General features: G+C 50.6%; 22 protein-coding genes. 3 read left to right on the top strand and 19 right to left on the bottom strand.

Translation table 11 applies throughout. From position 1 onward, the window contains the following. Positions 1-8 precede the first annotated feature (8 nt). Together WFK81_RS27940 and WFK81_RS27935 are read right to left on the bottom strand one after the other, a co-directional pair. Positions 9-920, bottom strand: coding sequence for a carbohydrate ABC transporter permease (locus WFK81_RS27940; RefSeq protein ID WP_336790396.1), 912 nt, complete (start codon positions 918-920; stop codon positions 9-11). Beyond that, positions 917-1,771 (bottom strand): ABC transporter permease subunit, encoded by an 855-nt coding sequence (locus WFK81_RS27935; protein ID WP_336790394.1) that lies wholly within the window; start codon positions 1,769-1,771, stop codon positions 917-919. Before WFK81_RS27935 ends, WFK81_RS27940 begins: the two co-directional genes overlap by 4 nt. A 422-nt stretch (positions 1,772-2,193) precedes the next feature. On the opposite strand from WFK81_RS27935, the gene WFK81_RS27930 reads away from it, so the two are divergent. Beyond that, entirely contained in the window at positions 2,194-3,126 is a 933-nt protein-coding gene (locus WFK81_RS27930) for a cation diffusion facilitator family transporter (protein WP_336790392.1), read from the top strand. Between the two features lie 88 nt (positions 3,127-3,214). On the opposite strand, the gene WFK81_RS27925 is transcribed toward WFK81_RS27930, so the two are convergent. From WFK81_RS27925 to WFK81_RS27865, 13 genes are all read right to left on the bottom strand, one after another. After that, complete coding sequence (locus tag WFK81_RS27925) at positions 3,215-3,817, bottom strand: hypothetical protein (RefSeq protein ID WP_336790390.1); 603 nt, start codon at positions 3,815-3,817, stop codon at positions 3,215-3,217. A 171-nt stretch (positions 3,818-3,988) separates the two neighbouring features. Beyond that, entirely contained in the window at positions 3,989-4,558 is a 570-nt protein-coding gene (locus tag WFK81_RS27920) for an SF0329 family protein (RefSeq protein WP_336790388.1), read from the bottom strand. A 112-nt stretch (positions 4,559-4,670) separates the two neighbouring features. Beyond that, the gene (locus WFK81_RS27915) at positions 4,671-5,570 is read right to left on the bottom strand and encodes a response regulator (RefSeq protein WP_336790386.1); all 900 of its coding nucleotides are present in this window, start codon (positions 5,568-5,570) and stop codon (positions 4,671-4,673) included. 6 nt (positions 5,571-5,576) lie between these two features. Next, positions 5,577-6,830: a sensor histidine kinase gene (locus WFK81_RS27910; protein WP_336790384.1), complete on the bottom strand. Its 1,254-nt coding sequence runs from the start codon at positions 6,828-6,830 to the stop codon at positions 5,577-5,579. A 77-nt stretch (positions 6,831-6,907) separates the two neighbouring features. Next, positions 6,908-7,558: an amino acid ABC transporter permease gene (locus WFK81_RS27905; RefSeq protein WP_336790382.1), complete on the bottom strand. Its 651-nt coding sequence runs from the start codon at positions 7,556-7,558 to the stop codon at positions 6,908-6,910. Between the two features lie 42 nt (positions 7,559-7,600). Then, positions 7,601-8,254, bottom strand: coding sequence for an amino acid ABC transporter permease (locus tag WFK81_RS27900; RefSeq protein WP_336790380.1), 654 nt, complete (start codon positions 8,252-8,254; stop codon positions 7,601-7,603). Between the two features lie 75 nt (positions 8,255-8,329). Then, the gene (locus tag WFK81_RS27895; RefSeq protein ID WP_336790378.1) at positions 8,330-9,178 is read right to left on the bottom strand and encodes a glutamate ABC transporter substrate-binding protein; all 849 of its coding nucleotides are present in this window, start codon (positions 9,176-9,178) and stop codon (positions 8,330-8,332) included. Between the two features lie 68 nt (positions 9,179-9,246). Next, positions 9,247-9,975, bottom strand: coding sequence for an amino acid ABC transporter ATP-binding protein (locus WFK81_RS27890; RefSeq protein WP_336790376.1), 729 nt, complete (start codon positions 9,973-9,975; stop codon positions 9,247-9,249). A gap of 242 nt (positions 9,976-10,217) precedes the next feature. Then, positions 10,218-10,532: a hypothetical protein gene (locus tag WFK81_RS27885; protein ID WP_336790374.1), complete on the bottom strand. Its 315-nt coding sequence runs from the start codon at positions 10,530-10,532 to the stop codon at positions 10,218-10,220. Continuing rightward, on the bottom strand, positions 10,529-10,894 hold the full coding sequence (locus tag WFK81_RS27880) for a DUF6864 domain-containing function (RefSeq protein ID WP_336790372.1): 366 nt from the start codon (positions 10,892-10,894) through the stop codon (positions 10,529-10,531). Before WFK81_RS27880 ends, WFK81_RS27885 begins: the two co-directional genes overlap by 4 nt. A 149-nt stretch (positions 10,895-11,043) precedes the next feature. Then, positions 11,044-11,862, bottom strand: a complete 819-nt coding sequence (locus tag WFK81_RS27875; protein WP_127490645.1) for a carbohydrate ABC transporter permease — start codon at positions 11,860-11,862, stop codon at positions 11,044-11,046. Then, positions 11,863-12,774, bottom strand: a complete 912-nt coding sequence (locus tag WFK81_RS27870; protein WP_336790370.1) for a carbohydrate ABC transporter permease — start codon at positions 12,772-12,774, stop codon at positions 11,863-11,865. A 91-nt stretch (positions 12,775-12,865) separates the two neighbouring features. Continuing rightward, positions 12,866-14,233, bottom strand: coding sequence for an extracellular solute-binding protein (locus WFK81_RS27865; protein WP_336790368.1), 1,368 nt, complete (start codon positions 14,231-14,233; stop codon positions 12,866-12,868). Positions 14,234-14,401: 168 nt separating this feature from the next. On the opposite strand from WFK81_RS27865, the gene WFK81_RS27860 reads away from it, so the two are divergent. Both WFK81_RS27860 and WFK81_RS27855 read left to right on the top strand, forming a co-directional pair. After that, on the top strand, positions 14,402-15,955 hold the full coding sequence (locus WFK81_RS27860) for a helix-turn-helix domain-containing protein (RefSeq protein ID WP_336790366.1): 1,554 nt from the start codon (positions 14,402-14,404) through the stop codon (positions 15,953-15,955). Next, the gene (locus tag WFK81_RS27855) at positions 15,952-17,706 is read left to right on the top strand and encodes a sensor histidine kinase (RefSeq protein WP_336790364.1); all 1,755 of its coding nucleotides are present in this window, start codon (positions 15,952-15,954) and stop codon (positions 17,704-17,706) included. Before WFK81_RS27860 ends, WFK81_RS27855 begins: the two co-directional genes overlap by 4 nt. 43 nt (positions 17,707-17,749) lie before the next feature. Here WFK81_RS27855 and WFK81_RS27850 read toward each other — a convergent pair whose 3' ends face one another. The 4 genes from WFK81_RS27850 to WFK81_RS27835 form a co-directional block, all read right to left on the bottom strand. Further along, complete coding sequence (locus tag WFK81_RS27850) at positions 17,750-18,580, bottom strand: carbohydrate ABC transporter permease (protein ID WP_336790362.1); 831 nt, start codon at positions 18,578-18,580, stop codon at positions 17,750-17,752. 12 nt (positions 18,581-18,592) lie between these two features. Next, positions 18,593-19,492, bottom strand: a complete 900-nt coding sequence (locus WFK81_RS27845) for a carbohydrate ABC transporter permease (protein ID WP_336790360.1) — start codon at positions 19,490-19,492, stop codon at positions 18,593-18,595. Between the two features lie 81 nt (positions 19,493-19,573). Beyond that, the gene (locus WFK81_RS27840) at positions 19,574-20,887 is read right to left on the bottom strand and encodes an ABC transporter substrate-binding protein (protein WP_336790358.1); all 1,314 of its coding nucleotides are present in this window, start codon (positions 20,885-20,887) and stop codon (positions 19,574-19,576) included. 53 nt (positions 20,888-20,940) lie between these two features. Next, positions 20,941-23,034 carry an amylo-alpha-1,6-glucosidase gene (locus WFK81_RS27835; RefSeq protein WP_336790356.1) on the bottom strand — a complete coding sequence of 698 codons (2,094 nt, stop codon included), beginning with the start codon at positions 23,032-23,034 and terminating at the stop codon, positions 20,941-20,943. Positions 23,035-23,054 lie beyond the last annotated feature (20 nt).

Genomic DNA, 23,054 nt, shown 5'->3' with positions numbered 1-23,054 from the left:
GGCGCGAGTTAGCCTTTCACTGCGCCAATCATAATCCCTTTTACAAAGAATCTTTGGAAAATCGGATACACGAGAAGGATTGGGGCCACGACAATAATCGTGACGGTCATCCGAATCGACGTGGTGGTCTGCTTGGTTGCCAGGCTTGCCATTGCTGTCGAACCGGCATTTTGCAAGTTAACCATTGTTGAAAGCGAGCTCGCCTGGTTAATGTAGTTGTAGAGAATGAACTGCAGACTATACAGCTTGCTGTCGGTTACGAGCAGCAGCGTATCCTGAAAGGAATTCCACTGATCAACCGCCGAGAATATGGCAACCGTAGCCAGGATAGGCTTGCTTATCGGCAGCATTATTCTGAAGAAAAGCGTCATAATGCCTGCACCGTCAATACTTGCGGCCTGCTGTAATTCTTTAGGTGTTGATTCCACGAAGGTTTTGACCAGTATGATAAAGAACGGAGCAACGATTGTCGGAAGGACATACGCCAAAAAGTTATTGGTCAGGTGCAGATTCTTCATGGTTAAATACCATGGAATGATTCCGGCATTAAAAAACATGGTAATAACGGTGAACCGATACCAGAAGCTTCTGCCCCACATATCCTCCTGAGTAAACATAAATCCAAGGAAAGCGGAAGCGCCTACGGTTAGCGATGTGCCAATGATGGTCCGGCTTAATGAAATCAAAGTAGCATCCCATAGTCCGGGAATCTTGAACACGTCCACATAGTTTTGGAAATGAATATGCTTTGGAAGAAATACAATATCGCCTCTTGCGCTGATATCGTTCGCGCTAATGGTGTTGATAATAATCGAATAAAAAGGATATACGCAGATGAGAGCAAACAAGGAAAACAAAGTATAAATCAAGACGGAAATCAATCTGTCGGTTAAGCTGACCTGCATTTTAACTCTACTCATACGATGCTCTCCCCTCTCATCATCTTGGACATCTTGTTCACGGAAAAGAGAAGCACAACGCTAATCAAGCTCTTCAGCATGCTGATTGCGACGGACACCGAATAGCTGCCGCCTCCCATCGCAAGGTTGTACACGTACAAGTCCAATACCTGTATGGAGTCTTTGTTAAACGCATTCTGAAATACGAAGTATTGCTCAAGTCCGTTATTTAGGAAGCTCGCAATTTGCAGCATCAACAATACAAAGTAGGTTGGCAGCATGCTTGGCAGCACAACATACCGAATAATCTGCATTCTTGTCGCCCCGTCAACATGCGCGGCTTCATAAAGGGAGTCGTCTATCCCCATAATGGCAGCTATATACAGGATTGCGGACCAGCCCAAGGCTTTCCAGGTTGTCCACATCCACATGGTAAGCCACACGTGGTCAGAGCTTTGCAGGAACAAGATCGGCTGATCGATAAATCCAAGCAGCTTCAAAAGGCCGTTAATAATCCCTTCGCTAGAAAACATGGAGAACGCCAACGAATAAACCAATACCCAGCTGATGAAGTTCGGGAGAGTCGTTACGGTTTGGATGAATTTCCTGAACCTAACGGCCTTAATCTCCGTCAAGAAGATCGCGAAGATCATGGGAAGCCAGGAGAACAGCAGGCTTAGGCCGCTCATGCCGAACGTATTTTTGATAACCTGCAGAACCTGATCGATCTTCACCTGATTTTCAACCAGGGAATGAAACCACTTAAGTCCAACAAACGGCGATTTGGATAAAGGAATGGGAGGCATATAGTCAAAGAATGCGTATACCCATCCGTAGAGCGGATAATAGGCGAAAATTGCCAACAAAATCATAAAGGGAAGTATGTATAGAAATTTGGCGATTGATGTTTTTCTCTTTTTGTAATTAATAACCCTCACTACAGCACACCACCCGGATTCAAATTAAACTAATTATTTCAATATTCTGAATCATTTGATTGTGGGCAGGGACCTCCTCTTCATAAATGTGCAGCGGAATCAGCCCTTTTTTGTTAGCGCTTTCAATCAGCTCAATGAAGTCAGTATAAAATATCCGATTATTCAAAACAATGAACTATCCTCATCGATTATTGATCTATTCTTAGGTTCTGCTTCGCCTCGGATCAACACAACTGAGAATGAATATTCCTTCTGTTATCCATACAATGTTCATTTGAACGTTTAGCGGCGAAAGGCATATACTTAAGCTACACATTTATTTATAATCATTCTAATCTAGAAAAGGAGTGAGTAAGATGAACAAAGGAGACTATCATCATCTGCCGCATGTGAAAGAGCAGTCCACATCCAAAAAAACGCTGTGGCTCACCTTGACGTTAACTTCGTTATTTACCGCAATTGAAATTACGGGCGGCTTATTGTCCGGCTCGCTTGCTCTGCTTTCCGATTCGGCGCATATGGTATCCGATGTGCTCGCGCTTGGCTTAAGCATGTTCGCCATCTATATGGCGTCGCGGCAGCCTACCAGCCAATACACCTTCGGGTTCGTCCGGTTCGAGATTATGGCTTCATTCTTGAATGGCTTGGCGCTGGTGGCTATAGCCGTGTTTATATGGTTCGAAGGCATTCAACGGCTAATCCATCCTCAGCCGGTAGATATGGGCCTCATGCTTGTCATTGCCGTAATCGGTTTGGTGGTGAACGTTGTACTTACTATAATTTTGCACCGAAGCACAAAAGAAGAAGAAAATCTTAATGTCAAAAGCGCGTTATGGCACTTCATAGGCGACACGCTCAGCTCGGCAGGGGTCATCGTATCGGCCGTCTTGATGAAAGCCACGGGCATTCTAATCTTCGACCCCCTCATAAGCATGGTGATTGGCGGCATTATCGCGGTCGGCGGTTTAAAAATTATAAAAGAATCCTACGTTATTCTGATGGAAGCAGTGCCTGAGCAATTTGATCTGGAGGCGATACGCGAGGATTTGAGCAGCGTAGCTGGGGTATTAGACGTGCATGATATGCACCTGTGGGCCTTATCGACGGATCATTATTCCCTGACCGCCCATGTCCTTGCGCATTCCAATACCCAGCCTTACTGCATTACTCTCGCCTTGAATGAATTGCTGAAAGAGAAATACGGCATCATTCATTCAACCATCCAGATTGAGCACGCCGCCATTCATCATCATGGCGAATACGGCCGGCAATTTTTAACGTTAACGTGATAAAACAAGCAAACGTTATCGAAATCGGCCCAGAAAATAACAGAACTCACAGCGGGCTTCTGCCGCCGTGAGTTCACTGAAAGGTTAGTTATGCTGCCCGATTCTCGGCCGACTGGGACGCCCGTCGTTCCATCAGCCAAACCAGTCCCCAGAATACGATTGTACTGAGTAACGCGATAATCGCCGAACCGCCGGCATGAATAATCGCCGCAACGGCAAACGCGGTTGCCAGCAGGAAATGAATTTTTCGCAAATGCTTGTTCTTGACACGGCGGATTAAAAAACCGTAAACGGCCAATGAAAGCAGCAGCGCAAATCCTGCTATGCCTGTATAGGTATCATCCTTAATCCTCGCTTGGGTAAGGAAATATATGCCGTGGGCGGCGATCAACGCCAGCGCTGCGTAACCGGCGAGTTGATGCGCTCTGTCAAAAAGCTTGACCAGCTTCTTCACAAGAGGAGATGGCGATCTGCGTCTTAGCTTCAAGCGAAACCATGCAAAACTAACGGCGCCGCACCAGACGGCAATCGTTCCCATTGTTTTGAATATGCCCTCGCTTCCCCTTTCTCCGGGTCTTAATCCTGGAGGGCCGCCTTGATGGACGACGCCAAAAAACGCGTAAAGGATTAAGGAAAGACTTGCAAGCGCTATAACAACGGCGGGAACAAATACGCTACGACTATGTTTCATGTTTTTCCCTTCTCTCTTCAACATTTGATTCAGTATATAAGGCAAGTATTAAATAGATCTTAAGAATTCATTATTCTCTTATTATCTCTGTAAGTCCGCATAAAAAAACAGTCCATAACGCATGCATGGACTTGTCCAATTAAAGCGTATTGGCCCGCCTTTTAATTATGGTCACAATGTACTAAGCCGCAGTTCATAGAAATATTGAACGATGGGATGCTTTAACTTGATCTTATCGCTCATGTTTAGAATCCGTTTCTTCCCTACCCGTCTGTCAACCAACGCCAGTATATTCAATAAGATCTCATTGCTCTCTATGCTCTCCTCTATGGAAAGAGACAAAAATTTATTGGCTATAACGACAAAGTTTGATTTGCTTAGGGTTGTCTGTGCCGACAAAAGCTCCTTTGCAAGCTCACCTATTTTTCTGCCTCTTGCCATAACTTTCAACCGGTCCTCCGGAACTAGCCCCTTGGTATCTTTTCTGACGGCTTCAATCTCCTCATTGTTAATCGGGATTTGGATTTGCGGATCATTCTTGATTTCCTGCTCCGTCTGATACCATCTGATTGACGTAGTTGCATCGCTCATATTAAAGACGTTCTTTTTATCCACGGCCATATAACAAAGACCTGCTTTATCGGGTAGATAACGGTAGCTCGTTGCTCGGTATTCGACCCTCCCCAATAATGCAGGACTAAGAAAACTTTCCAGTTGCTGCTTCAATTTACTCCAGGACATGCAATGCCTCCAATAGTCTTTACTTCATATCCATCATACAATAAGCAGCGCTTCAATCCTACTAAGTTAACTAAAAGGCCGCAACCTTGGATGGGGTTGCAGCCTTTTTTGTTTACTGATGTTTCATTTTATCCAGCGTTTCCAAGTAAAGCACTTGAAGAAATTTCTTGATATTGACTTTGCGCTTCTCCTGCGGACATTTCTCGTCGATTTCTCTCATCTTGAGACGCACGTCCTCGAAATCGAAATAAAGCGGCGCGTAATGCTCGAACTTCGGATGGCTGTAATCCGTGAGTCCGATGCTGGCCAAGTTGGATAAAGCGGCGATGACGGTCCGGCGAACGCGCTGCTCGACCGCCTTCCCTTCCTTCTCGAAGTCGCAGCCTTCCGGCTTGCTCGCCCGGGCTCCGGCCTCGTACAACGATTTCAGCGGCGGGAAGCCCCCGCCTTGATGCCGCCGAATCAGCCATGACATCATCTCGATGATGTCATGGCTTCCGCTCTCCCCGACGATACCCATGTCCATTAAGATCATCCGCATGATTTCTTTGGCATCAATCTTCTTCCGTGTGCCATCGGGCTCCGGATTCAGGTCATCCAGCTTCGCGATCGATTGTTTGATTTCCTTCAGATAACGGGCCATTCGCCATTGCTCGCTTACTTTGCCAAGCACGGCTTTCACTTCAACCCGGTTAATCGGCTTCTGGATATAAAATTCAATGCCCGCTTGATACGCTTTGCTGATCATTTCTTTATTCTCGATCTGCGAGATCATGACATACTTGCCCCCGTACCCTTCCTGTTTCAGCCGCGAGATCGTTTCGATTCCGTCCTGGTCCGGCATCAATAGATCAATGAGCACGACATCGGGGTTCTCGTCAAGCACAAGCCGCTTCCCTTCAACGCCGCCCGACGCCATTCCCAGCACCTCGCCGACGCCGCCTTTCTCGATAATCGTCTGCAGCATACGTCTGCTTACCGCATCATCGTCGACAATACAGAAAGATAGCACTAGCGCCTACACTCCCTTCTTCAACTTAAAGGTCGGAAATGCCGCGACGAACGTGGTTTCCGCTTCCCGCCCAAGTTCCATCAGGAGGAATCTGCCCTTGAACGAGCCAACGATATCGCGGACATGCGAGAGGCCAATGCCGGTCGCGGCGACGCCTTCCTGATTGAACTTGGTCGTAAACCCGGGCTCAAACACCATATCCTTATCCTGTTCGGCGATCCCCGTCCCCGTATCGCTGACGGTAAACAAGGTTTCACCATCGCGTTCGCTAACGCGGATGCGTATCTTTCCAAGGCGCTCGATGGCTTCGACCGAGTTGGCCGTCAAATTGTTAAGCACGGTGATTAGCGGTATGTAGTGTGCGGTCAGGTAATCGATGCAGACGTCCTTCTCGATTCGCACCTCTTTGTTCAGCATCCGGCTGTACTCGCCGTTTGACTTAACCACAAGCTCGACGATCTCCGCCAATGTCATTTCCGGGGCGCTCTCCAAGTCGGAGAGCTTCATCAGTCCGGCCAGTATTCGCTGCGAATCCTTCTTCACCTCGTGAATCTGCTGGGTAATCCCGAGAACGGACCGGCCGTAGTCGTTCAGCCCTTCTTTGACCAGTTGACCGTACAGATCATGGCTCTTTGCGGTAATCCGTTCGATTAGATCCATTGATTTGCGCAAATAGAAGACCTCGCCATAGAGCCCGCTTCCGACATTGATCATCTGTTCTATCCGTTTTTGCTGTTCGGCGTGAACGCTCCGCATTTGGTGCACGGCGATGCTGCTGTAGATGCCCGTCGTAAAATAGCTGCGCACTACGGCAATAACCGAAATCAACATCCACTGATTGGTTTGAAAATACGGCAGTCCGAATGCGACGCTGCGCATCAGCAGCTCCGCTTCATTGGAGACAATGTCGATCAGCGACACGCACGCGCCGAGAATAAGCGGATTCCACTGATGCAATCTGCGTTGAATGAGGGCCATTCCGGCCGCGAAGACGATGTAATAGAGCATAGCGGAGAAGTGAGTCTTTAAGCTGCCCGGAAGATAGAACGTGCCGTCCGAGGCAGCTCCGTCAAAAGATACCCGAAACAGCAGCACCGTCGCGCCTGCGGCGATCCCCGTCCGCCAATAAGGCAGATGGCTCATCAACAGAAGCAGGAACAGAAAGGCGCTGCTGCCAAGACCGATGCGAAAGTCCTGGCCGATGAACGGGTTGATTTTGATCTCCCCCGCAACCGCTACGACGATGGTGACGACGGTCATTTGCATGCTTTCGGATTTGGACCAATTTGGTATGGCTATAGGAATGACCCCCACCGGGATCTAAAGTCCGAGGATGCTTAGCCCCATTTATTTTCCAGGCGCCTAGCCGCAAGCGACAGCGCGTAGTTGATTGCGAAATACAAGACGGCCACGAGTGCGAGAATCGGAAGGGTATAATCGAAATTTTGCGCGATGACGATTTTCGAATTGTGCATCAGCTCAGGCAGGGATATAACGATGGCTAGCGACGTGTCCTTAAGCAGGGAGATGAACTGGCTCACGATTGGCGGCACCATGCGCCTCAATCCCTGCGGGAGCACGATATGCCAAACCGTTTGCGTATAAGTAAGTCCCGACGAGCGGGCGGCTTCGACCTGGCCTTTCGGGATGGAGCTTAGTCCGCTACGCACGATTTCCGAGATCATGGCGGCTTCGAATACCGCCAGACCAACGATAGCCGAGCTCATGACCCCCAGCTTGAGACCAACGTCCGGCATTGCGAAATAGGTGAAAAACAAAATCAACAGCAGCGGCAAATTGCGGATAAACTCGACGATCACGCCGAGAATGCGGGATACGACCGGAATTTTCATATAACGCAGCGTTCCGGTGATGCTGCCCAGCACGAAGCTCAGCACAATCGCGATGAAAGCAACCCAGAGCGTGATGCCGAAGCCTTTCATGATGAAGATGAGATTATGGTATGAGAAAGCGCCAGCAATGTCCATCCGCCGATCCTCCTAAAAGTTATTTGCGAATTTTGCGTTCTTCTATCCGTTCTTGGCCAACCTTCGTTCGAGCTTCAGCGCCGCAAAGCTTAAAGGAAGGGTCAGAACGAGATACAGCGCCGCAACGAAGATATAAGTATCAAAGGTCGCGTACGTCTTGCTGGCCACCTGATCGCCATAATACATCAAGTCGAATCCGGCAAAGACGCCAAGAATCGACGAGTTCTTCACAAGGTTTATGAATTGGTTGCTGAGCGGCGGAATGACGATTTTGATGGCCTGCGGAAGCACGACATGCCGCATCGTCCGCATGTACGTCAATCCCGACGCTCTGGCTGCCTCCGTCTGTCCGGTCGGAATGCTCATGATGCCCGCCCGGATTGCTTCGGCAACGAAGGAAGCCGTATATACCATTAGTCCGGCCGTGCCGCAGATGAAGCCGCTTAACGTCACGCCGAGCGAAGGCAGGCCGTAATAAAACACAAAAACGACTAGCAAAAGCGGTATATTCCGAATAAACTCGACGTAAGCCGTCCCGATCCACCTAAGCGGCTTGACGGACGCAATACGGAATACGGCGATGATCGTCCCAAGCGCGAAGCTCCCGAGTAAAGCAATGACGCTCGCCCAGATCGTGTTGCCAAACCCTTTCATATAGATTTCGAAGTTGTCTGTAAAAATCGATATGTCCGGCATGCTGCTCCCTCCCGCTATTCCCGATATGCAGAGGATGGGTGGCGCTCGGCTACCCATCCTCTTGTTTGCAGACCTCTATTCCCCGGACGGCGCTTTACCTATCCACTTCTCGTAAATCTTGTCGTATTCGCCGCTGTCGTAGAGCTTCTTCAATCCAGCGTTTACGCTATTCAGAAGATCGGTTGAGCCTTTCTTGATCGCAATGCCGTACGGCTCGTCGGTGAACGGCTCTCCGACAACCTCATAGTTCGGGTCCTGAACGGCCATGCCGTACAAAATGGCGTTATCGGTCGTCAGCGTATCGCCTTGACCGGCTTTGAGCGCGCTAAACGCGTCCTGGTAATTATCGAACTCCAGGATGGTCGCGTCCGGCGCCTTCGCTTTAATGTTGTCGACCGAGGTCGAGCCTTTCACGGCCAATACTTTCGTGCCTTTCTTGATGTCGTCAATGCTCTTGATTGGACTTCCTTTCTTCACCAAAAGGGACTGGCCCGCCTTAAAGTACACGTCGGAGAAATCGACTTCTTTCTTGCGCTCTTCCGTAATCGTCATCGTAGCGACGATCATATCGATATCGTTGTTGTTCAACATTGGAATGCGCGTTTTGGAAGTGACTTCCTTCAGCTCGATCTTGGTCTCGTCGCCGAGAATCTCCTTGGCGAGCGCCTTGGCGATGTCGACGTCGAAGCCTTCGACGTTGCCGCTCGCCGGATCCTTGAGGCCGAACAGCTTCGTGTCATACTTAACGCCGACAACGAGTTTCCCCCGGTTCTTGATGCTCTCCAGCGCCGAAACCGCTTCGGACGTTGACTCCCCGTTCGCGCCGTTGCCGTTCCCTCCTTTATTGCTGCCGCATCCGGCCAATAATGCCGTGGCAAGAAACGTCAGTGCAATGCCCAGCGTCATCCAACTTCTTTTCTTCATAACTTGAAACCCCTCTCCGTTATGGAATTGCATGGTTTTGGCAACATGGTTCGCCCTAGCTCAAGACTTTAGTGCCGCAGCACGCGATTAAGAAACAAACGCGCCCTTTCTTCCCGAGGCTGCTCGAAGAATTCCTCCGGCGGAGAGATTTCGACGATTTGCCCTTTGTCCATAAAGACGACGCGGTCCGCCACTTCGCGTGCGAAACCCATCTCGTGCGTAACGACGACCATCGTCATCCCTTCTTGCGCCAAGGTCTTCATAACATCCAGCACTTCCCCCACCATTTCCGGATCAAGCGCGGAGGTTGGCTCATCAAAAAGCATGATCTTTGGCTTCATGGCCAGCGCTCTGGCGATTGCCACGCGCTGTTGTTGTCCCCCGGACAGCTGCGAAGGAAACGCGCCCGCCTTGTCCGCGATGCCGACTTTCTCCAAATACATCCTGGCCGTATCCGCCGCATGCGGCTTCGGCACGCCAAGCGCCTTCATTGGAGCGAGCGTAATATTGTCGATCACTTTCATATGAGGATAGAGATTGAAGTGCTGGAACACCATGCCGATTTCCCGGCGCAGCTTGTTGATGTCGGCTTTCTTATCGGCAACATTGACTTCATTGACGGTCAAACGGCCGCTCGTGATCGCTTCCAATCGGTTGATGCAGCGGAGGAGAGTACTCTTCCCCGAACCGGAAGGCCCGACCACAACGACGACTTCACCCTGCGCGATTCGAAGATCGATGCCTTTAAGCACATGAAAATCGCCATAATGCTTCTCCACTTGCTGAAATTCAATCAACGCAATCCCCCTTTCCGGTACCTTGCCCCTCTGATGGACAGGCTGTGTTAGGTTAAATAACATACTGTGTAGACAACTATATGGAAAACCTACGAAATCCTAACGAATCCGACATCAAATTTATGTTTTTTATATAGACGAACGTGTTTCTTCTTTATTTACAACGTCAAAGAAGCCCCCATCGCTGGGGGCCTCTTGAAACTTGAAACAGTCGTCCTCTTCCGGATCACCTGATGCTGCGACTAGGCTCCGTTTTCCTTCGACCTGGATCCGATCAAGTAACCGATAATCGTCGATTCGACGGGAAGCACCACAAGCGTCCACATTTCCTTTAAGCCGAAGTCGGGCGAACGGTATTGGTCGGGAATCAGCGTATAAACCAGCGCAATAAGAAGAACGCCAAGCGATATCGTACCGACGATATACAGACGCACGTTCTCGCCCGAACCGAAAAATTTGCCAAGGAAGCCAAGCTCGGCTTTGCGCTTGTCGTTCTCCGCGTTCACCGCGATGATCTTGCTGGCTACCCGCGGGTCCTGAATTTCGATTTTATTCATGCCGGCCCGACCTCCTCGCCCGCATAGAAAGTGAAGGCCAACGCCCAAGACGACGAATCGTAATTAACAGTCACTTCGTAACGCAAAGATAGTTTGCGGTTATTCAATACGCCGAGCTCGATGATATCTTGATTGCCGATCGGCTTGCCCCGCGGAAAATTTACGCAGGCGATGCGGACTTCGTTGTAACGGACCAACCTAATATCCGTCATATAGTCGTCTCGTTCCGATTCGAATTCAATGCAAAACACGAAAGTCAGCGGATCGTTCTCTTCCGACAACACGACTTCGATCGGATTCATTCCGTAGGCGAGCACGCGGCCGTAATACACGGCTTCGAATCCGCCGGACTTAATTTTCATCGTTATCCCTCCGCGGCAATCTGTCATCGAACAAGCTCATTAATACAGTGTACGAGCAGGTGCGCGAGTTCATGTCAATCGATAATGGAACATAAAAAAACGAGCCCACGGAATTCAAATTCCATGGGCTGCGTTATTAATTTCAGCGTTTACCCTTTTACCGATCCGGCCGTTAAACCCCGAATGAAGCTTTTCGAGCCAATTGCGAATAGAACAAGCACCGGCAGCGTTCCGATCGACAGTCCAAGGATTTGCGCCGCGAGATCGGTTCTATACGCGGAACCCAGCGTCGTAATGCCAAGCGGGATGGTGTACATCTCCGGCTTGTTAATGACGATTAACGGCAGCAGGTAGTTATTCCATGACCAGAGGAAGACCAGCAGCGACAGCGTTGTTAATGCCGGATAAATAAAGGACAACACGATCCGGAAGAAGATCCCCAGATCCGAACAGCCGTCGATGCGCGCGCTTTCGATTACTTCGACCGGTACCGCGCCTCGTATAAACTGGGTCATCCAGTACACGCCAAACGCGTTTGCCACCCAAGGCAGAATAAGCGGCATCAGCGTATCGGAAAGATTCAGATAGCGCATCTCGATGACGTATGCGACCAGGCCAAGCTGGCCCGGAATCATCATTGTCAGCAGAACGGCCCCGAAAATTTTCGATTTAAACTTAAAATCGTATTTCGCGAACGCAAATCCGGCAAGCGCGCTGACGAACACCGACAGCAGCGTGCTGGCAGCCGAGACGACAAAGCTGTTCCAATAGGCTAGGTCAAACCGGCTCGCCGCAACCGTCTTGAAATTTTCCGCAAGATAGTTGCCGGGATAAAGCACGATTTTCGTAAAAAGATCCTCGTTCTTGTAGGTGCCCATCACTATCATAATGTAAAACGGCAGCAGGGCGACGATCGACAGCAGCGCGATACCGACCGTCGCAGTAACCGTACGCGATCGTGTACTCATTTAGGATTCCTCCCTGTAGAACTTGGTGCCAACAAACGAGAACACGGCAATAATGACGCAAAGCCCATAAGCAATCGCCGCACCTAGTCCGTAACGAGTCGTACTGCCGAATGCCGTATCATACATATTCCAGACGGTCGTCAAGCAGCAGCGTTCCGGTCCGCCGATGACGGCGGACGCCGAGCCCATTCCCGCGCCGCCAAGCAGCAGCATCGGTTCCTCGAGCAATTGGAAGCCGCCGATGATTCCCGTAATGGCAACGAAGGTTGTGACCGGTCGAAGCAGTGGCAGCGTTATGGTCCAGAACGATTTCATGCCGGTCGCCCCGTCGACGGCAGCAGCCTCATGCAAGTCTTTCGATATGTTCGCAAGCCCCGCAAGATAAAAGATCATCGTGTAGCCAAAGCCCTTCCAGAAAAGCATCAGGATGATGACGATACGGGCATACATCGGTTCGCCCAGCCAATAGATCCCTTCGTCGATAAGACCGAATTCGACTAGCAGCTTATTGACAAAGCCGGCCTGCCAGTCGAATAGCAGATTAAACATGAGGCCAACCGCAACCGGCGTAACGATGTACGGCAGGAAGTTGACGAGCTGGAAAAAGGCTTTCCACTTGACGAATCTGCTGTAAAGCAGCGAAGCAATCGCAAGGCCAAAGGCCATTTGAAGCGGCAGCGATACGGCCACGAACAGCAGCGTATTCCCGACTGACGTGAAGAAGTAGGAGTCGGGATTAAACAGAAAGGCATAGTTGTCCAGCCCAACGAACGTTTTTTTGCCAATCCCGTTCCAGCTCGTCAGGCTCACATAGAACGAAAACAGGATTGGAATCAGGCCAAAGGCCGCGTAGAACAGCATATACGGTGACAGAAAAAGATACGGCGCCCATTTTCGCTTCACCACGTCCATCATTCTCACTCCGATCGTTATAGGGTCGCGGAAAGCGCAAAGAGCGGCCGCCCGGCCGCTCCCAGCGTCTTCTCCACATTCGGGCGCGCCGTTATCCGAACGTGATGCCCGGAACTTTCGCCTTCAGCTCTTTTTGGATCCGGTCCATCGCCTGCTCCACGCCGAAGCTTTTATCCTTCGCGAGGGTCTGCAGCACAATGCTCATCGCTTCGTCAAGCACCTGGTCGTTCAAGTTCTCGGCGACGTCGGTCGTCACCGCGGAGATGTCCACGAAGAACTTCTTCCCGATATCCTGGCTGCCAAAGTTCTCCCAAGTCCAATTAGAGAATTCTTTATTCTGGTACGCCTCTTTGAAATGGGTAAATACGCCGTCTTTCTTCTGCGCATCCGCGCCTGCCTGCGACATCGAAGTAAACTCGATCCATTTCCATGCGAGCTCGGCGTTCTTGGCGCCTTTCGGAATGCCGTGCGACGAACCGCCCCGTATAAAGCCGCCCTCCGGCGCGACCATCAGCGCCCACCTGTCGGGCTTTTTGTCATTTGGTCCAATGACATACTGCGGCATCCAGACCGGGCTCGGCGTAAACATATATTTATCGCCGCCAAACGAAGCGTTCCAGGCCGGCGTCCATTGGTCCAGCTTGTCTACAATGCCCGCATCGCGAAACTGGACAAGCCGTGTAACTATGCTTTGAAGCAGCTGAACGTTTAACTTGTTATCCTCGAAGTAAGGCTCATCCCGCTGGCCCTTCAGAATATCGTATACGCCGCCTAAGCTCGGGAACATCATGACCTTGCCGCCGCTCTTGTCCAGAACTTCTTTGCCTTTGGCGATAAATGCGTCCCAGTCCGGCAGCATGCCTTCCATCTCTTCGGGATTGTCCGTACCCAGATACTCCTTGGCCAGCGACTTGATATAAGCAACTCCGGCAACGCTCATATCGTCCGGAATAGCGACCAGATGATCATTCATAGAGAATGCCGGAGCGTCGTAGTCGAATAACACGTTGCGGTCCGCATTATAGGGATCGGCTTCTAAATCTTGCAAGATATCCATGCTGAAAATCTTTGCCTTCTGCCCGCGTTCGATCCGAATAACGTCCGGCAGCTCGCCGCCCGAGGCGATCGTGGTCTGCAGCTTCTTCGGCACATCCGCCGCTTCGACCTGCACCCGTTTAATTTTGATCCCCGGATATTTCTCGTTAAAAGCCGCTATCGACGTCGGATGTTCCGGCTCCCAGGTCCATAACACGAACTCCCCTGTAAGTTCCTTGTTGCCTCCATCTGCTACAGCACCGTTATTCTCTGTTTCTGCCGCCGGTGTGCTAGTTTTGACGTTTCCGCCGCTGTTGCCTCCGCTATTCCCGCCGCTTCCGCCTGAACATGCGGCAAGCAAACTAACAAGAGTCAAAGCGGTCATTGCCTGCGCGATTCCTCTTCCCCATTTCGAACGACGCATCCCAAATCCTCCCTTAGGTTTTTGGTTACGCTCTCATCATATACAAGTCACTATGAAAGCGTAAACATAACAAAACTGCACTTTTGGTCGGGATTCTGCACTTTGCTTCACCGGCCTTATTACGTAGAGTATAATGGATTCAAATATGGACATGGGAGGCTTCCTTCGATGAAGATCATATTGGTGGATGATGAACGCATTGCCCTGGAGCATATACGAACGCTAATACCATGGGAAGAGAATGGATATGAGATCGCAGCTGTGGCAACAAACGGCCGAAGCGCGCTGCGGCTCTGCGAAGAGCATCGTCCCCAAATCATGATCGTGGATATCCGCATGCCGGTCATGGACGGTCTAGAGCTTATACGAGCGGTAGCCGAGCGCGGCTGGGGCGTCCACTTTATCGTGATGAGCGCGTACGAGGATTTTAATTACGCCCGCCAGGCGATTTCGCTCGGCTGCGTATCGAGCTACCTTGTCAAGCACGAGGTTGATCGCGACAAACTTATCCTGGAGCTTGCGAAGGCAAAGCTCGCTTGGGAAATAAGCGAGCGGCAGCGCAAGCTCTCCCGCTCCGAGCAGCTGAAGGAAGCTTTCTTCGCCGGCGGCCAGCCTGCCAAGCACGGCGGTCATATCGCGCGTCCGCCGCTATGCGCGCTGCTCTTGCAAGCAGATGTGCCGTTCACGACAATTCCAGCCGTCTCGTCGCTACCCGATACTAGCGGGACTACGGGATGGACGGAAGGCTTTAAACATGCGGAGAAACCAGACTGGGAATTGATTGGGGAATTCGCGCATGGGCCTGGCCGGCTGGTTGCGTTGTACGAGCAGCGCGATAAAAGCGCCTCCGTGCAGCGTGAGGCCTTTTACAGGCTCGCATCGGTTGTGCAGCATGGGCTCGAAGACCGGCTTGGCCACACCGTCTCGCTCTATCTCGCGTTCGAATGCACCGATACCGCGCATCTGCCTGTCTTGATTCGCAAGCTCGAAGACGCCGCTCGACACACGGTATTCTCAGGCCGTGGCGTACTCGCATGCGCGGATGATCTTCCTCTGCCGGTCCGTATGGCGGCTGTAAACGCGGACAGCAGCCGCCGTTGGCTTGACGCGTCGGCAGCCTATTTCATGCGAGAAGATTACGGCAATTTTGAAAGCGTTATCAAGGAATGGTTCAACAGTCTCTCCCAACCGGAATGGAACTTGAACGGTTTGTACGAAGCTATTCGCGCGCTCACCGCCCTGTACCGCGAACGGCTTGCGGCACTGGGACTTCCCGAAGCGGATCCGCTCGATCCAAGAACCGCCGGACCCTTGTATCATGTAGCCGGCATACGCGACCGGCTCCTCTGTGCTTTCCGCGAGCTGGGCGAGCAAGGATCGGCTGCCCTCAAACCGCTGTCGCCGAAGCTGCTGCAAGCGTTACGCTACCTCCATGCCCATTTCCAGGACGAGATCGGTGTCGAGGATGCCGCTATCGCAACCGGCATTAGCGCAAGATATTTGCACGAACTATTTAAGCGGGAGCTAAACCGCACTTTTCTGGACTACTTAACCGAATACCGAATTAAACAAGCTAAATTAATCCTTATGCGCGAGGACGCCAAAATGGCGGAAGTCTGCGCTCGCGTCGGCTACCGTTCTCCCCAGCATTTCAGTCAGGTATTCAAGCGGCTGACCGGCGTTCTCCCTCACCAGTTCCGAGCAAAGGAGCAGGCCCGATGACCAGGCTTCGCACCGTCATTTTCTGGAGAATCGTTATCGTTGCTGCCGTCAGCTTCCTGCTGTCCATAGCTTTTACCTACTACTACTATAATCATATCCTGATCGGCCAAATGATGCGGGAGGACAAAGGGAAGCTGAGCCAGACGGTTCGACAGCTCGACTACATGTCCGATGATATTTCGAAATTTACGTTAACGCTTATCATTGCCGAGCAGCTGCAGGAGTTCTACAAAACGTATGATAAGCTGGATACGTTTGATCAGTTCAAGGCTTTGCAGAGCACGTTCAAATTCGTTGACGGTTATAAGGGGCTCCGCAAGGAGGTCACGAGCTATGCGCTCGTCCTCCCGGACGGGCGAGTATTCTGGAACGCGGCTGGCAACGACAGCTATTTCAGCGAGCGCTTGAAGGAGCCGTGGTACTTGAATTTCGTCCAGTCCGGAATCGAGTACGGCTTCACCGAGCCTCACCGGATGCTTGCGGACCAGAAGCCGTCTTCCGAGACAACGATCATTAGCTATATCGTAACGGTGAGGGATATCGAGAAGCCCGGGCAGACGATCGGTAAATTCATCGTCAATCTCGACTACAGCCATTTTCAGTCGCTGCTCGACTTCAGTCCTTTCGGCAATTTAACCTGGCTAGGCGAATCCGGCGACGTGCTCTATGTTAAGCCGAATGACGGCGAGCAAGCGGTATCCCGGCTCGTTCACGATCTTGATGACGGCACGAACAAGGAAGGCGCATTTCTCGTAAATAACGGCTACCTGCTTGTCGACCGGTTCGAAACGTCCGGCTGGCGGCTGGCCACCTTCATCCCGCAATCGTCGTTGTTCGACCGGGCTAAGATCGTTTTATATCTGCTCGGCTTCTTCACGCTCGTCAGCACTTCGCTTATCCTTGCCCTTATGATTCCGGCCATCCTCCGCATTACTCGTCCGGTCATGCGGCTGTATAATGCGATGAATGCCGTATCGAGCGGCAATTTGCAGGTATCCGTGCAGATCAATACCGGAGACGAGATAGAGAAGCTGGGAAACGGGTTTAACCGGATGACAAGCCAGCTGAGAACTCATATCGAGGAATCGATCAAGCACGAGAAAGACAAACGCGAGCTCCAAATGGAGCTGCTGTTGTCGCAGCTTAATCCGCATTTTGTGTACAACACGCTGAATGCCGTTATTTACATGGCACAAAAACAAGGGAATGAGGACATCGTCCGCATGGTCTCCGCTTTTATCCGCGTGCTTCAGGACGCGGTTCGGACGGGCGGAGATAATATGCTCGTCCCGCTCCGCGACGAAGTCGCGCTGCTTAGAGATTATATAGATATTCAATCCTATCGGTATGCCGATATGTTCAAGGTCGAGTGGGCGCTGGAGGATCGGTCGCTTCATTGTCTTGTGCCGCGCATACTCATTCAGCCGTTTGTCGAAAACGCTATTTTCCACGGCATATGTCCAAAGGACGAGCGTGGTAAGATTCGTATAGCCGCTTACGAATCCGAAAGCCAGCTCCTGCTTACCATTGAGGACGATGGAGTCGGAATCGAGCCGGAGCGGCTGCAGAGGATTTGGGAATCGCATGAGAAAAAGAGCAGCCCAGGGCTCAGGCACATCGGCCTCCATAATACGAAGAGACGGCTGGAGCATTTGTTCGGAAGCCTTGCGTCCGTACAAATCGATAGCGAGGCTGGTCGGGGCACCCGTGTCTCGATTAGGCTTCCTAAGGTGAGCAAAATTAACCTTTGAAAAAAAAAGCCGGACCTCCTAGTCGGAGATTCCGGCTTTCTTGCTATTTACCGCCAGTAAACGTTATTCCCTTGATAAAGAAACGGTTGAAGAAAGCATAAATGAGGAGCGCGGGAAGCGTGAATACCATGGATGCAGCCATAATGTAGTTCCAGTGGCTAATGTATTGTCCCTTAAAGGTATTCAGGCCAAGCGTCAGCGTGAACATCGATTTATCGGACATAAACATGAGGGGCTTCAAGAACTCGTTCCAAGCTCCCATAAACACGAATATGGTCTGGGCGGCCAGAGCCGGTACCGCTAGCGGCAATGCGATCCTGAAAAAGACGCCGAACCGGTTAAGGCCATCCATCGCCGCAGCCTCCTCGAGCTCCTTCGGAAAACCGAGGAAAAATTGCCGCATCATAAAAATGAATGTCGCATTCGCCATCATGGGCAGCGTTAAAGCCGCGTAAGTGTTCAATAAATCGAGCTGCTTCATGATTAGGTAAGCCGGTACAATGGTCAATTGACCCGGAATCATCTGTACGGCAAGGATAAGAATAAACATTATTTTGTTTCCCGCAAAATCAATTCGCGCCAGGGCGTAACCCGCCATGGAATTAAACAAGATATTGCACACGGTTGCAACTACCGCAATCAATGCACTGTTGTACATCCATCTCAGGAAGAGCGGCTCTTTTACGAATATGTCATAGTAATTTTGAAAAGTGAAATGTTTGGGAATAAAGCTGATGCCGCCTGATACAATTTCGCTTAACGGCTTGAACGAAGAGGATAACGCCCATAAAAAAGGCAACACCGTAACGCAGCCATAAACGAACAGAAGGAAATACAGGATTGCTTTTCCCCATTTGGTTTGTTGAAAGACCAATTTAATCCCCTCCTAATTCAATTTCTCTTCGGCGAACAGCTTGCGTTGAATCAGTGTAACAATCATGATGACCGCAGCCAGCATGACAGCCAAAGCAGAAGCGTAACCGAATTCGAGGTTTTTGAACGCGTATTGATAAATAAGCAGCGCTACCGTTAAGGTCGAATTATTAGGACCGCCTGAGCCTGCGGAGAAAATATAAGATTGATCAAAGAGCTGGAATGTTCCGATAATCCCCATTACAACCGTAAAGAAGGTTGCAGGCTTAAGCAGCGGGAGCGTAATAGAGAGGAATCTCCGCCATCCCCCTGCACCGTCAAGCATCGCAGACTCATAGAGCGCGTCAGGAATATCCTGCAATGCCGCCAAGAACACAACCATGAAAAAAGGAGCGGTAGACCATATATTCATAAGCATAATCGCCTTCATGGCGACCGCAGGATCTCCAAGCCAGTTGTAGCCATGCAAACCTACGAGTTCGAGGATGCGGTTCAATAGACCGTTGGAATTGTAAATCCACATAAAGATAAGAGACAATACAGCCGATGACGTTACGGTCGGCATAAAAAATACAATCCGGAAAAAGTTCTTGTACTTCAGCTTTGCATGTAAAATAACGGCAAGCAAAATAGCAAACGCCGTCTGCAGCGGTACGACAAAAAGCGCAAACGAAGCGGTATTCTTAAGCGCAATCCAAGCGCGTTCGTCCCCGCCCATACGGGTAAAGTTGTCAACCCCCACCCATTTATAGCTGACGTCGCCAAGCAAATTCACTTTATGCCCGGACAAGTAGAGCGAATAGAAAACGGGCAAAAACAAAAATGTACCAAGGACTAGAATCGTTGGGAGCAAAAACAGATAGCCTGTAATATTATTATTCAGCTTCCTTCTCCATGAAGAAACACGGGTCATGCTGCATCTTCTCCTTTCGAACAGAATCAAGAAAGGAGGGAGGAGAATTCTCCCTCCCCTTTCATTTCTCTTTTCGTTCGATTACTTCGCTGCCTTTATTTCCTTGTTAGCAACGTCTTCCGCTTTCTTCATCGCATCCTCAAGCTTCGAGTTCCCCATAAAGGTGTCCACGAATTGATTGTTGAAGTTGTTCATGATCGTTGGCAAGGTAGAACCCGCTTGCCATGGCGTTGCATAGGAAGCTCCGGCAACGATTGCGCCGCGCAGCTCGTCTTTATCATATCCCAGTTCCTGAGCGACCGATTTACGGGTCGGAAGCGCAAAGCCTTTGCTGGTCCAAGTCTTCATGCCTTCTTTGCCTGTCAGATAAGAGATCAGCTGCCATGCGGCTTGTTTTTGCTTGGATTCCTTATTCATCACATAAGCAACCGTAAAGGCCATTGTGCCCTTTTTGCCGTTTACGGTAGGAAGCTCGGCTGTTGCGTAATCCAGATCCTTGTAGTTGGACTCCAGGAATGGAATGGCCCAGTTTCCTTCGAATACGATAGAGGCTTTTCCTTGGCCAAACATCTCGCCGCCCCAGCCTGCGCCAACTTCCTTCGGCTCACCCGACGATTTGTCTACGCTGTGCATATCCGTAACAAGCTGCAATCCCTTAAGAGCTTCCGGAGATGCAAACGTCGCGTTGCCTTCTTCGTCGGAGACTTTGCCGCCAAACGCCTGAATCATGAACATTTGGCGGGCCAGTTCAGGCGCAACGCCGAAACCGAAACGTACCGTTTTGTCTCCCTCTTTTTTCGTCAGCTTGATGGCATCCTCTTTCAGTTCATCCCATGTTGTTGGAGGCGCCGCAATTCCTGCTTCCGCAAAATCCTTTTTATTATAGAACATAGCCAAGGTAGAGAAGTCTTTAGGGAAACCGTAAGATACGCCGTCTTTTTTGAAAGCGTCTACCATCGGCTGTTCAAAGTCAGCAACGTCAAACTCCGGAGTTACATAGCTGTCCAGCGGCTCCAATACATTCCGCTCAATTAGACCGGGAGCCTCGAATGCATCCAGATAGAAGACGTCCGGACCCTCTCCGCCAATAAGTCTTGTCTTGATAACATCCATGTATTGATCGGCGATAACCTCGTATTTAACTTTAATATTAGGATTTTTGTCTTCGAACTCTTTCAGCGTTTGATTCAGCAATTCCTGCTCTTCCGGACTTGCTCCCCATCCGGCAAGCGTTACGGTAACCGGCTCCGCTGCCGGTGCTTTTGTTGCATTTCCTGCTGCGTTATTGGTAGCTTCAGTTCCTTTGTTTGTTTCCTCAGCATTGTTGCCGCAGGCCGTTAACGACAGAGAAGCAGCCAGCATTAACGATACAGCCATATATCCCGTTTTTTTCATGATACAAACAACCTCCCTAATGAATTTTTATATATAAACAATTGCGTGAAACCTTATACCAGCTGCAGGTCATATCCCGTCAAGTTTGAAAGAATTTCTACCTCAGGCTTATCCGGCCCGCGGGTAATGCGGATGCTGAGCGTGCCGTCTCCGATATGAAGCTGATTCACTTGAAGCTCATTCATGCCCTCCAGCAGCAACGGTCTGATCGTAATCCGGCGGGCAAGCGCATCCGGCTCCAGACCAAGCAGCGCCTGCACGAAAGTAAGCGGCGTACCGGCAGCCCAAGCCTGCGGTGAGCAAGCAACGGGATACGGAACAGGATAGCCGAGCGTATCGTCATACCCGCAGAACAGCTCGGGCAGTCTGTAATATTCGAATTTTTCGGCAGCGTGCAATAAGCCTTGCATAACCGTTATGGCCTCGTTAGTAAAGCCGGACTTGCTAAGACCCAGCAAGCACAAGGAATTGTCATGCGGCCAAACGCTTCCGTCATGGTAGCTCATCGGATTGTAGCCGGATGAAGACGTGCTCATCGTCCGAATACCGTAGCCCCCGAACATGTCCGGAGCGATTAGACGCTCTGCGACATCCTTCGCCCGCTCCGGCGAAGCAATTCCGGACATGAGGATATGACCGGCGTTCGAAGTGACGGACTCGACGCGTTGTTTGTTCTTATCCAAGGCAATGGCGTAAAACCGCTCGTCTTCCATCCAAAAATCGTTCTCGAACCGCGCCCGAAGCTCTTGCGCGTCCAGCTCCATCCTGTTCGCCTGTTCCGTCAGTCCCAAGCTTCTAAAGATTGGCGCAAGTCTTGTAAGCGCCTGGTATACGTAGCCTTGAACTTCAACAAGCGCGATTGGGGCCTCCGCATAATCGCCATTGCGGTGAACGACGGAATCTGCGGAATCCTTCCATCCTTGGTTCGCGATGCCTTTGGATGACTTCTGGTAATATTCCACGAAGGAATCCTGATCGCTGTCGCCATACTCTCTTACCCACTCAAGCGCTGCCTGAAGATGAGGCATCAAGGCAATGATGAATTCGGAATCACCGGTCCAATGATAGTATTCGGCCGCTAGCAGCAAGAATAATGGCGTCGCGTCTATCGTTCCGTAATAAGGCGTAAACGGAACTTGATTCGTCTTTGCCAATTCGCCAAACCTGATTTCATGCATAACCTTGCCAGGCTGTTCGTCCCGCCATTCATCCTCCTTCGTCCCCTGATGCGATGCCATCGTAAGCAAGGTCCCGCGGGCGATATTCGGATTCAAGGACAACATTTGCAGAGCGGCAATTAAGCTGTCTCGTCCAAAAGGTACGGAGAACCATGGCAGTCCGGCAACGGGAAACGGCCCATGGCCAAGATCGGTCAGCAGTACGCGCAAGTCTTGAACTCCGCGATCGTACAGCTTGTCGAATAGGGGCAGATCACTCCGTATGGAGGTTGACGTACCGTTCCACTCGGCATATGAGGATTTGAGCTTATTCATAGCCTCGTTTGGTTCATGGTAAGCCGGCTCTTGCCCGTCAATGATCGGCGCAATAAAGAAAGCGATTTCAAATTCTTCTTGATGATTCAGCTTTACATCGAAATGCAGCTCTCCGCTCTCGCTTCTCCGGCTCTCATCCTTATTCCATGCGATCCTGGTCTCGCGGCGAATGCCATCCGCTCCAAGATAGCCGATCACTCTTTCCCTATGGGCGTACCGATCGGGAGTTTTATTGCCGAGCTCGCCGTGCTGGAAACCGCGGACTACAAACATGTCGGCATAATCCGCATCCAGCAGCACCGAGAAGTCGAATGCAACTGCTTTCGGATAATAACTGGTAAGCTTATAAGTTTCGTACAACGCGCCTTCGAAAATAAAGCGCTTTCGTTCAATCTCAACGGACTCCCGCCACAAAATAAGCTCTCCGTTATTCTCCATATGAGGATTAGTGAGGCGGATCGTGGAAATATAGTTCTCCTCGGCGGCTGAGGACAATAGCACCGGACTTTGACCGTTGATTCGAATCTCCATCTTGCTCAGAAAACGGGTATCGTTCGTGTAGAGGCCTTTCCCTGAAGCATCGCCCTCGCGAATATCCCCGTTCCTGTCCGTCATGAGAAACAAATCATTTTCTTTGATGACTAGGTAATCCAAGTTTCTCCCTCATTTCTATC

Source organism: Paenibacillus sp. MMO-177, assembly GCF_037147795.1.
In the GTDB taxonomy this organism is placed as follows: Bacteria; Bacillota; Bacilli; order Paenibacillales; family Paenibacillaceae; genus Pristimantibacillus.
This window is presented reverse-complemented; position numbering and strand designations above follow the sequence as displayed.

Bases quoted from the DNA above. Each gene is read 5' to 3' on its own strand.
- WFK81_RS27905 (WP_336790382.1), bottom strand. From the start codon at position 7,558: ATGGACATTGCTGGCGCTTTCTCATACCATAATCTCATCTTCATCATG.
- WFK81_RS27910 (WP_336790384.1), bottom strand. From the start codon at position 6,830: ATGACCGTCGTCACCATCGTCGTAGCGGTTGCGGGGGAGATCAAAATC.
- WFK81_RS27870 (WP_336790370.1), bottom strand. From the start codon at position 12,774: ATGGACGTGGTGAAGCGAAAATGGGCGCCGTATCTTTTTCTGTCACCG.
- WFK81_RS27845 (WP_336790360.1), bottom strand. From the start codon at position 19,492: ATGACCCGTGTTTCTTCATGGAGAAGGAAGCTGAATAATAATATTACA.
- WFK81_RS27935 (WP_336790394.1), bottom strand. From the start codon at position 1,771: ATGATTTTGTTGGCAATTTTCGCCTATTATCCGCTCTACGGATGGGTA.
- WFK81_RS27885 (WP_336790374.1), bottom strand. From the start codon at position 10,532: ATGAATAAAATCGAAATTCAGGACCCGCGGGTAGCCAGCAAGATCATC.
- WFK81_RS27865 (WP_336790368.1), bottom strand. From the start codon at position 14,233: ATGCGTCGTTCGAAATGGGGAAGAGGAATCGCGCAGGCAATGACCGCT.
- WFK81_RS27880 (WP_336790372.1), bottom strand. From the start codon at position 10,894: ATGAAAATTAAGTCCGGCGGATTCGAAGCCGTGTATTACGGCCGCGTG.
- WFK81_RS27925 (WP_336790390.1), bottom strand. From the start codon at position 3,817: ATGAAACATAGTCGTAGCGTATTTGTTCCCGCCGTTGTTATAGCGCTT.
- WFK81_RS27900 (WP_336790380.1), bottom strand. From the start codon at position 8,254: ATGCCGGACATATCGATTTTTACAGACAACTTCGAAATCTATATGAAA.
- WFK81_RS27855 (WP_336790364.1), top strand. From the start codon at position 15,952: ATGACCAGGCTTCGCACCGTCATTTTCTGGAGAATCGTTATCGTTGCT.
- WFK81_RS27930 (WP_336790392.1), top strand. From the start codon at position 2,194: ATGAACAAAGGAGACTATCATCATCTGCCGCATGTGAAAGAGCAGTCC.
- WFK81_RS27920 (WP_336790388.1), bottom strand. From the start codon at position 4,558: ATGTCCTGGAGTAAATTGAAGCAGCAACTGGAAAGTTTTCTTAGTCCT.
- WFK81_RS27840 (WP_336790358.1), bottom strand. From the start codon at position 20,887: ATGAAAAAAACGGGATATATGGCTGTATCGTTAATGCTGGCTGCTTCT.
- WFK81_RS27860 (WP_336790366.1), top strand. From the start codon at position 14,402: ATGAAGATCATATTGGTGGATGATGAACGCATTGCCCTGGAGCATATA.
- WFK81_RS27895 (WP_336790378.1), bottom strand. From the start codon at position 9,178: ATGAAGAAAAGAAGTTGGATGACGCTGGGCATTGCACTGACGTTTCTT.
- WFK81_RS27875 (WP_127490645.1), bottom strand. From the start codon at position 11,862: ATGAGTACACGATCGCGTACGGTTACTGCGACGGTCGGTATCGCGCTG.
- WFK81_RS27940 (WP_336790396.1), bottom strand. From the start codon at position 920: ATGAGTAGAGTTAAAATGCAGGTCAGCTTAACCGACAGATTGATTTCC.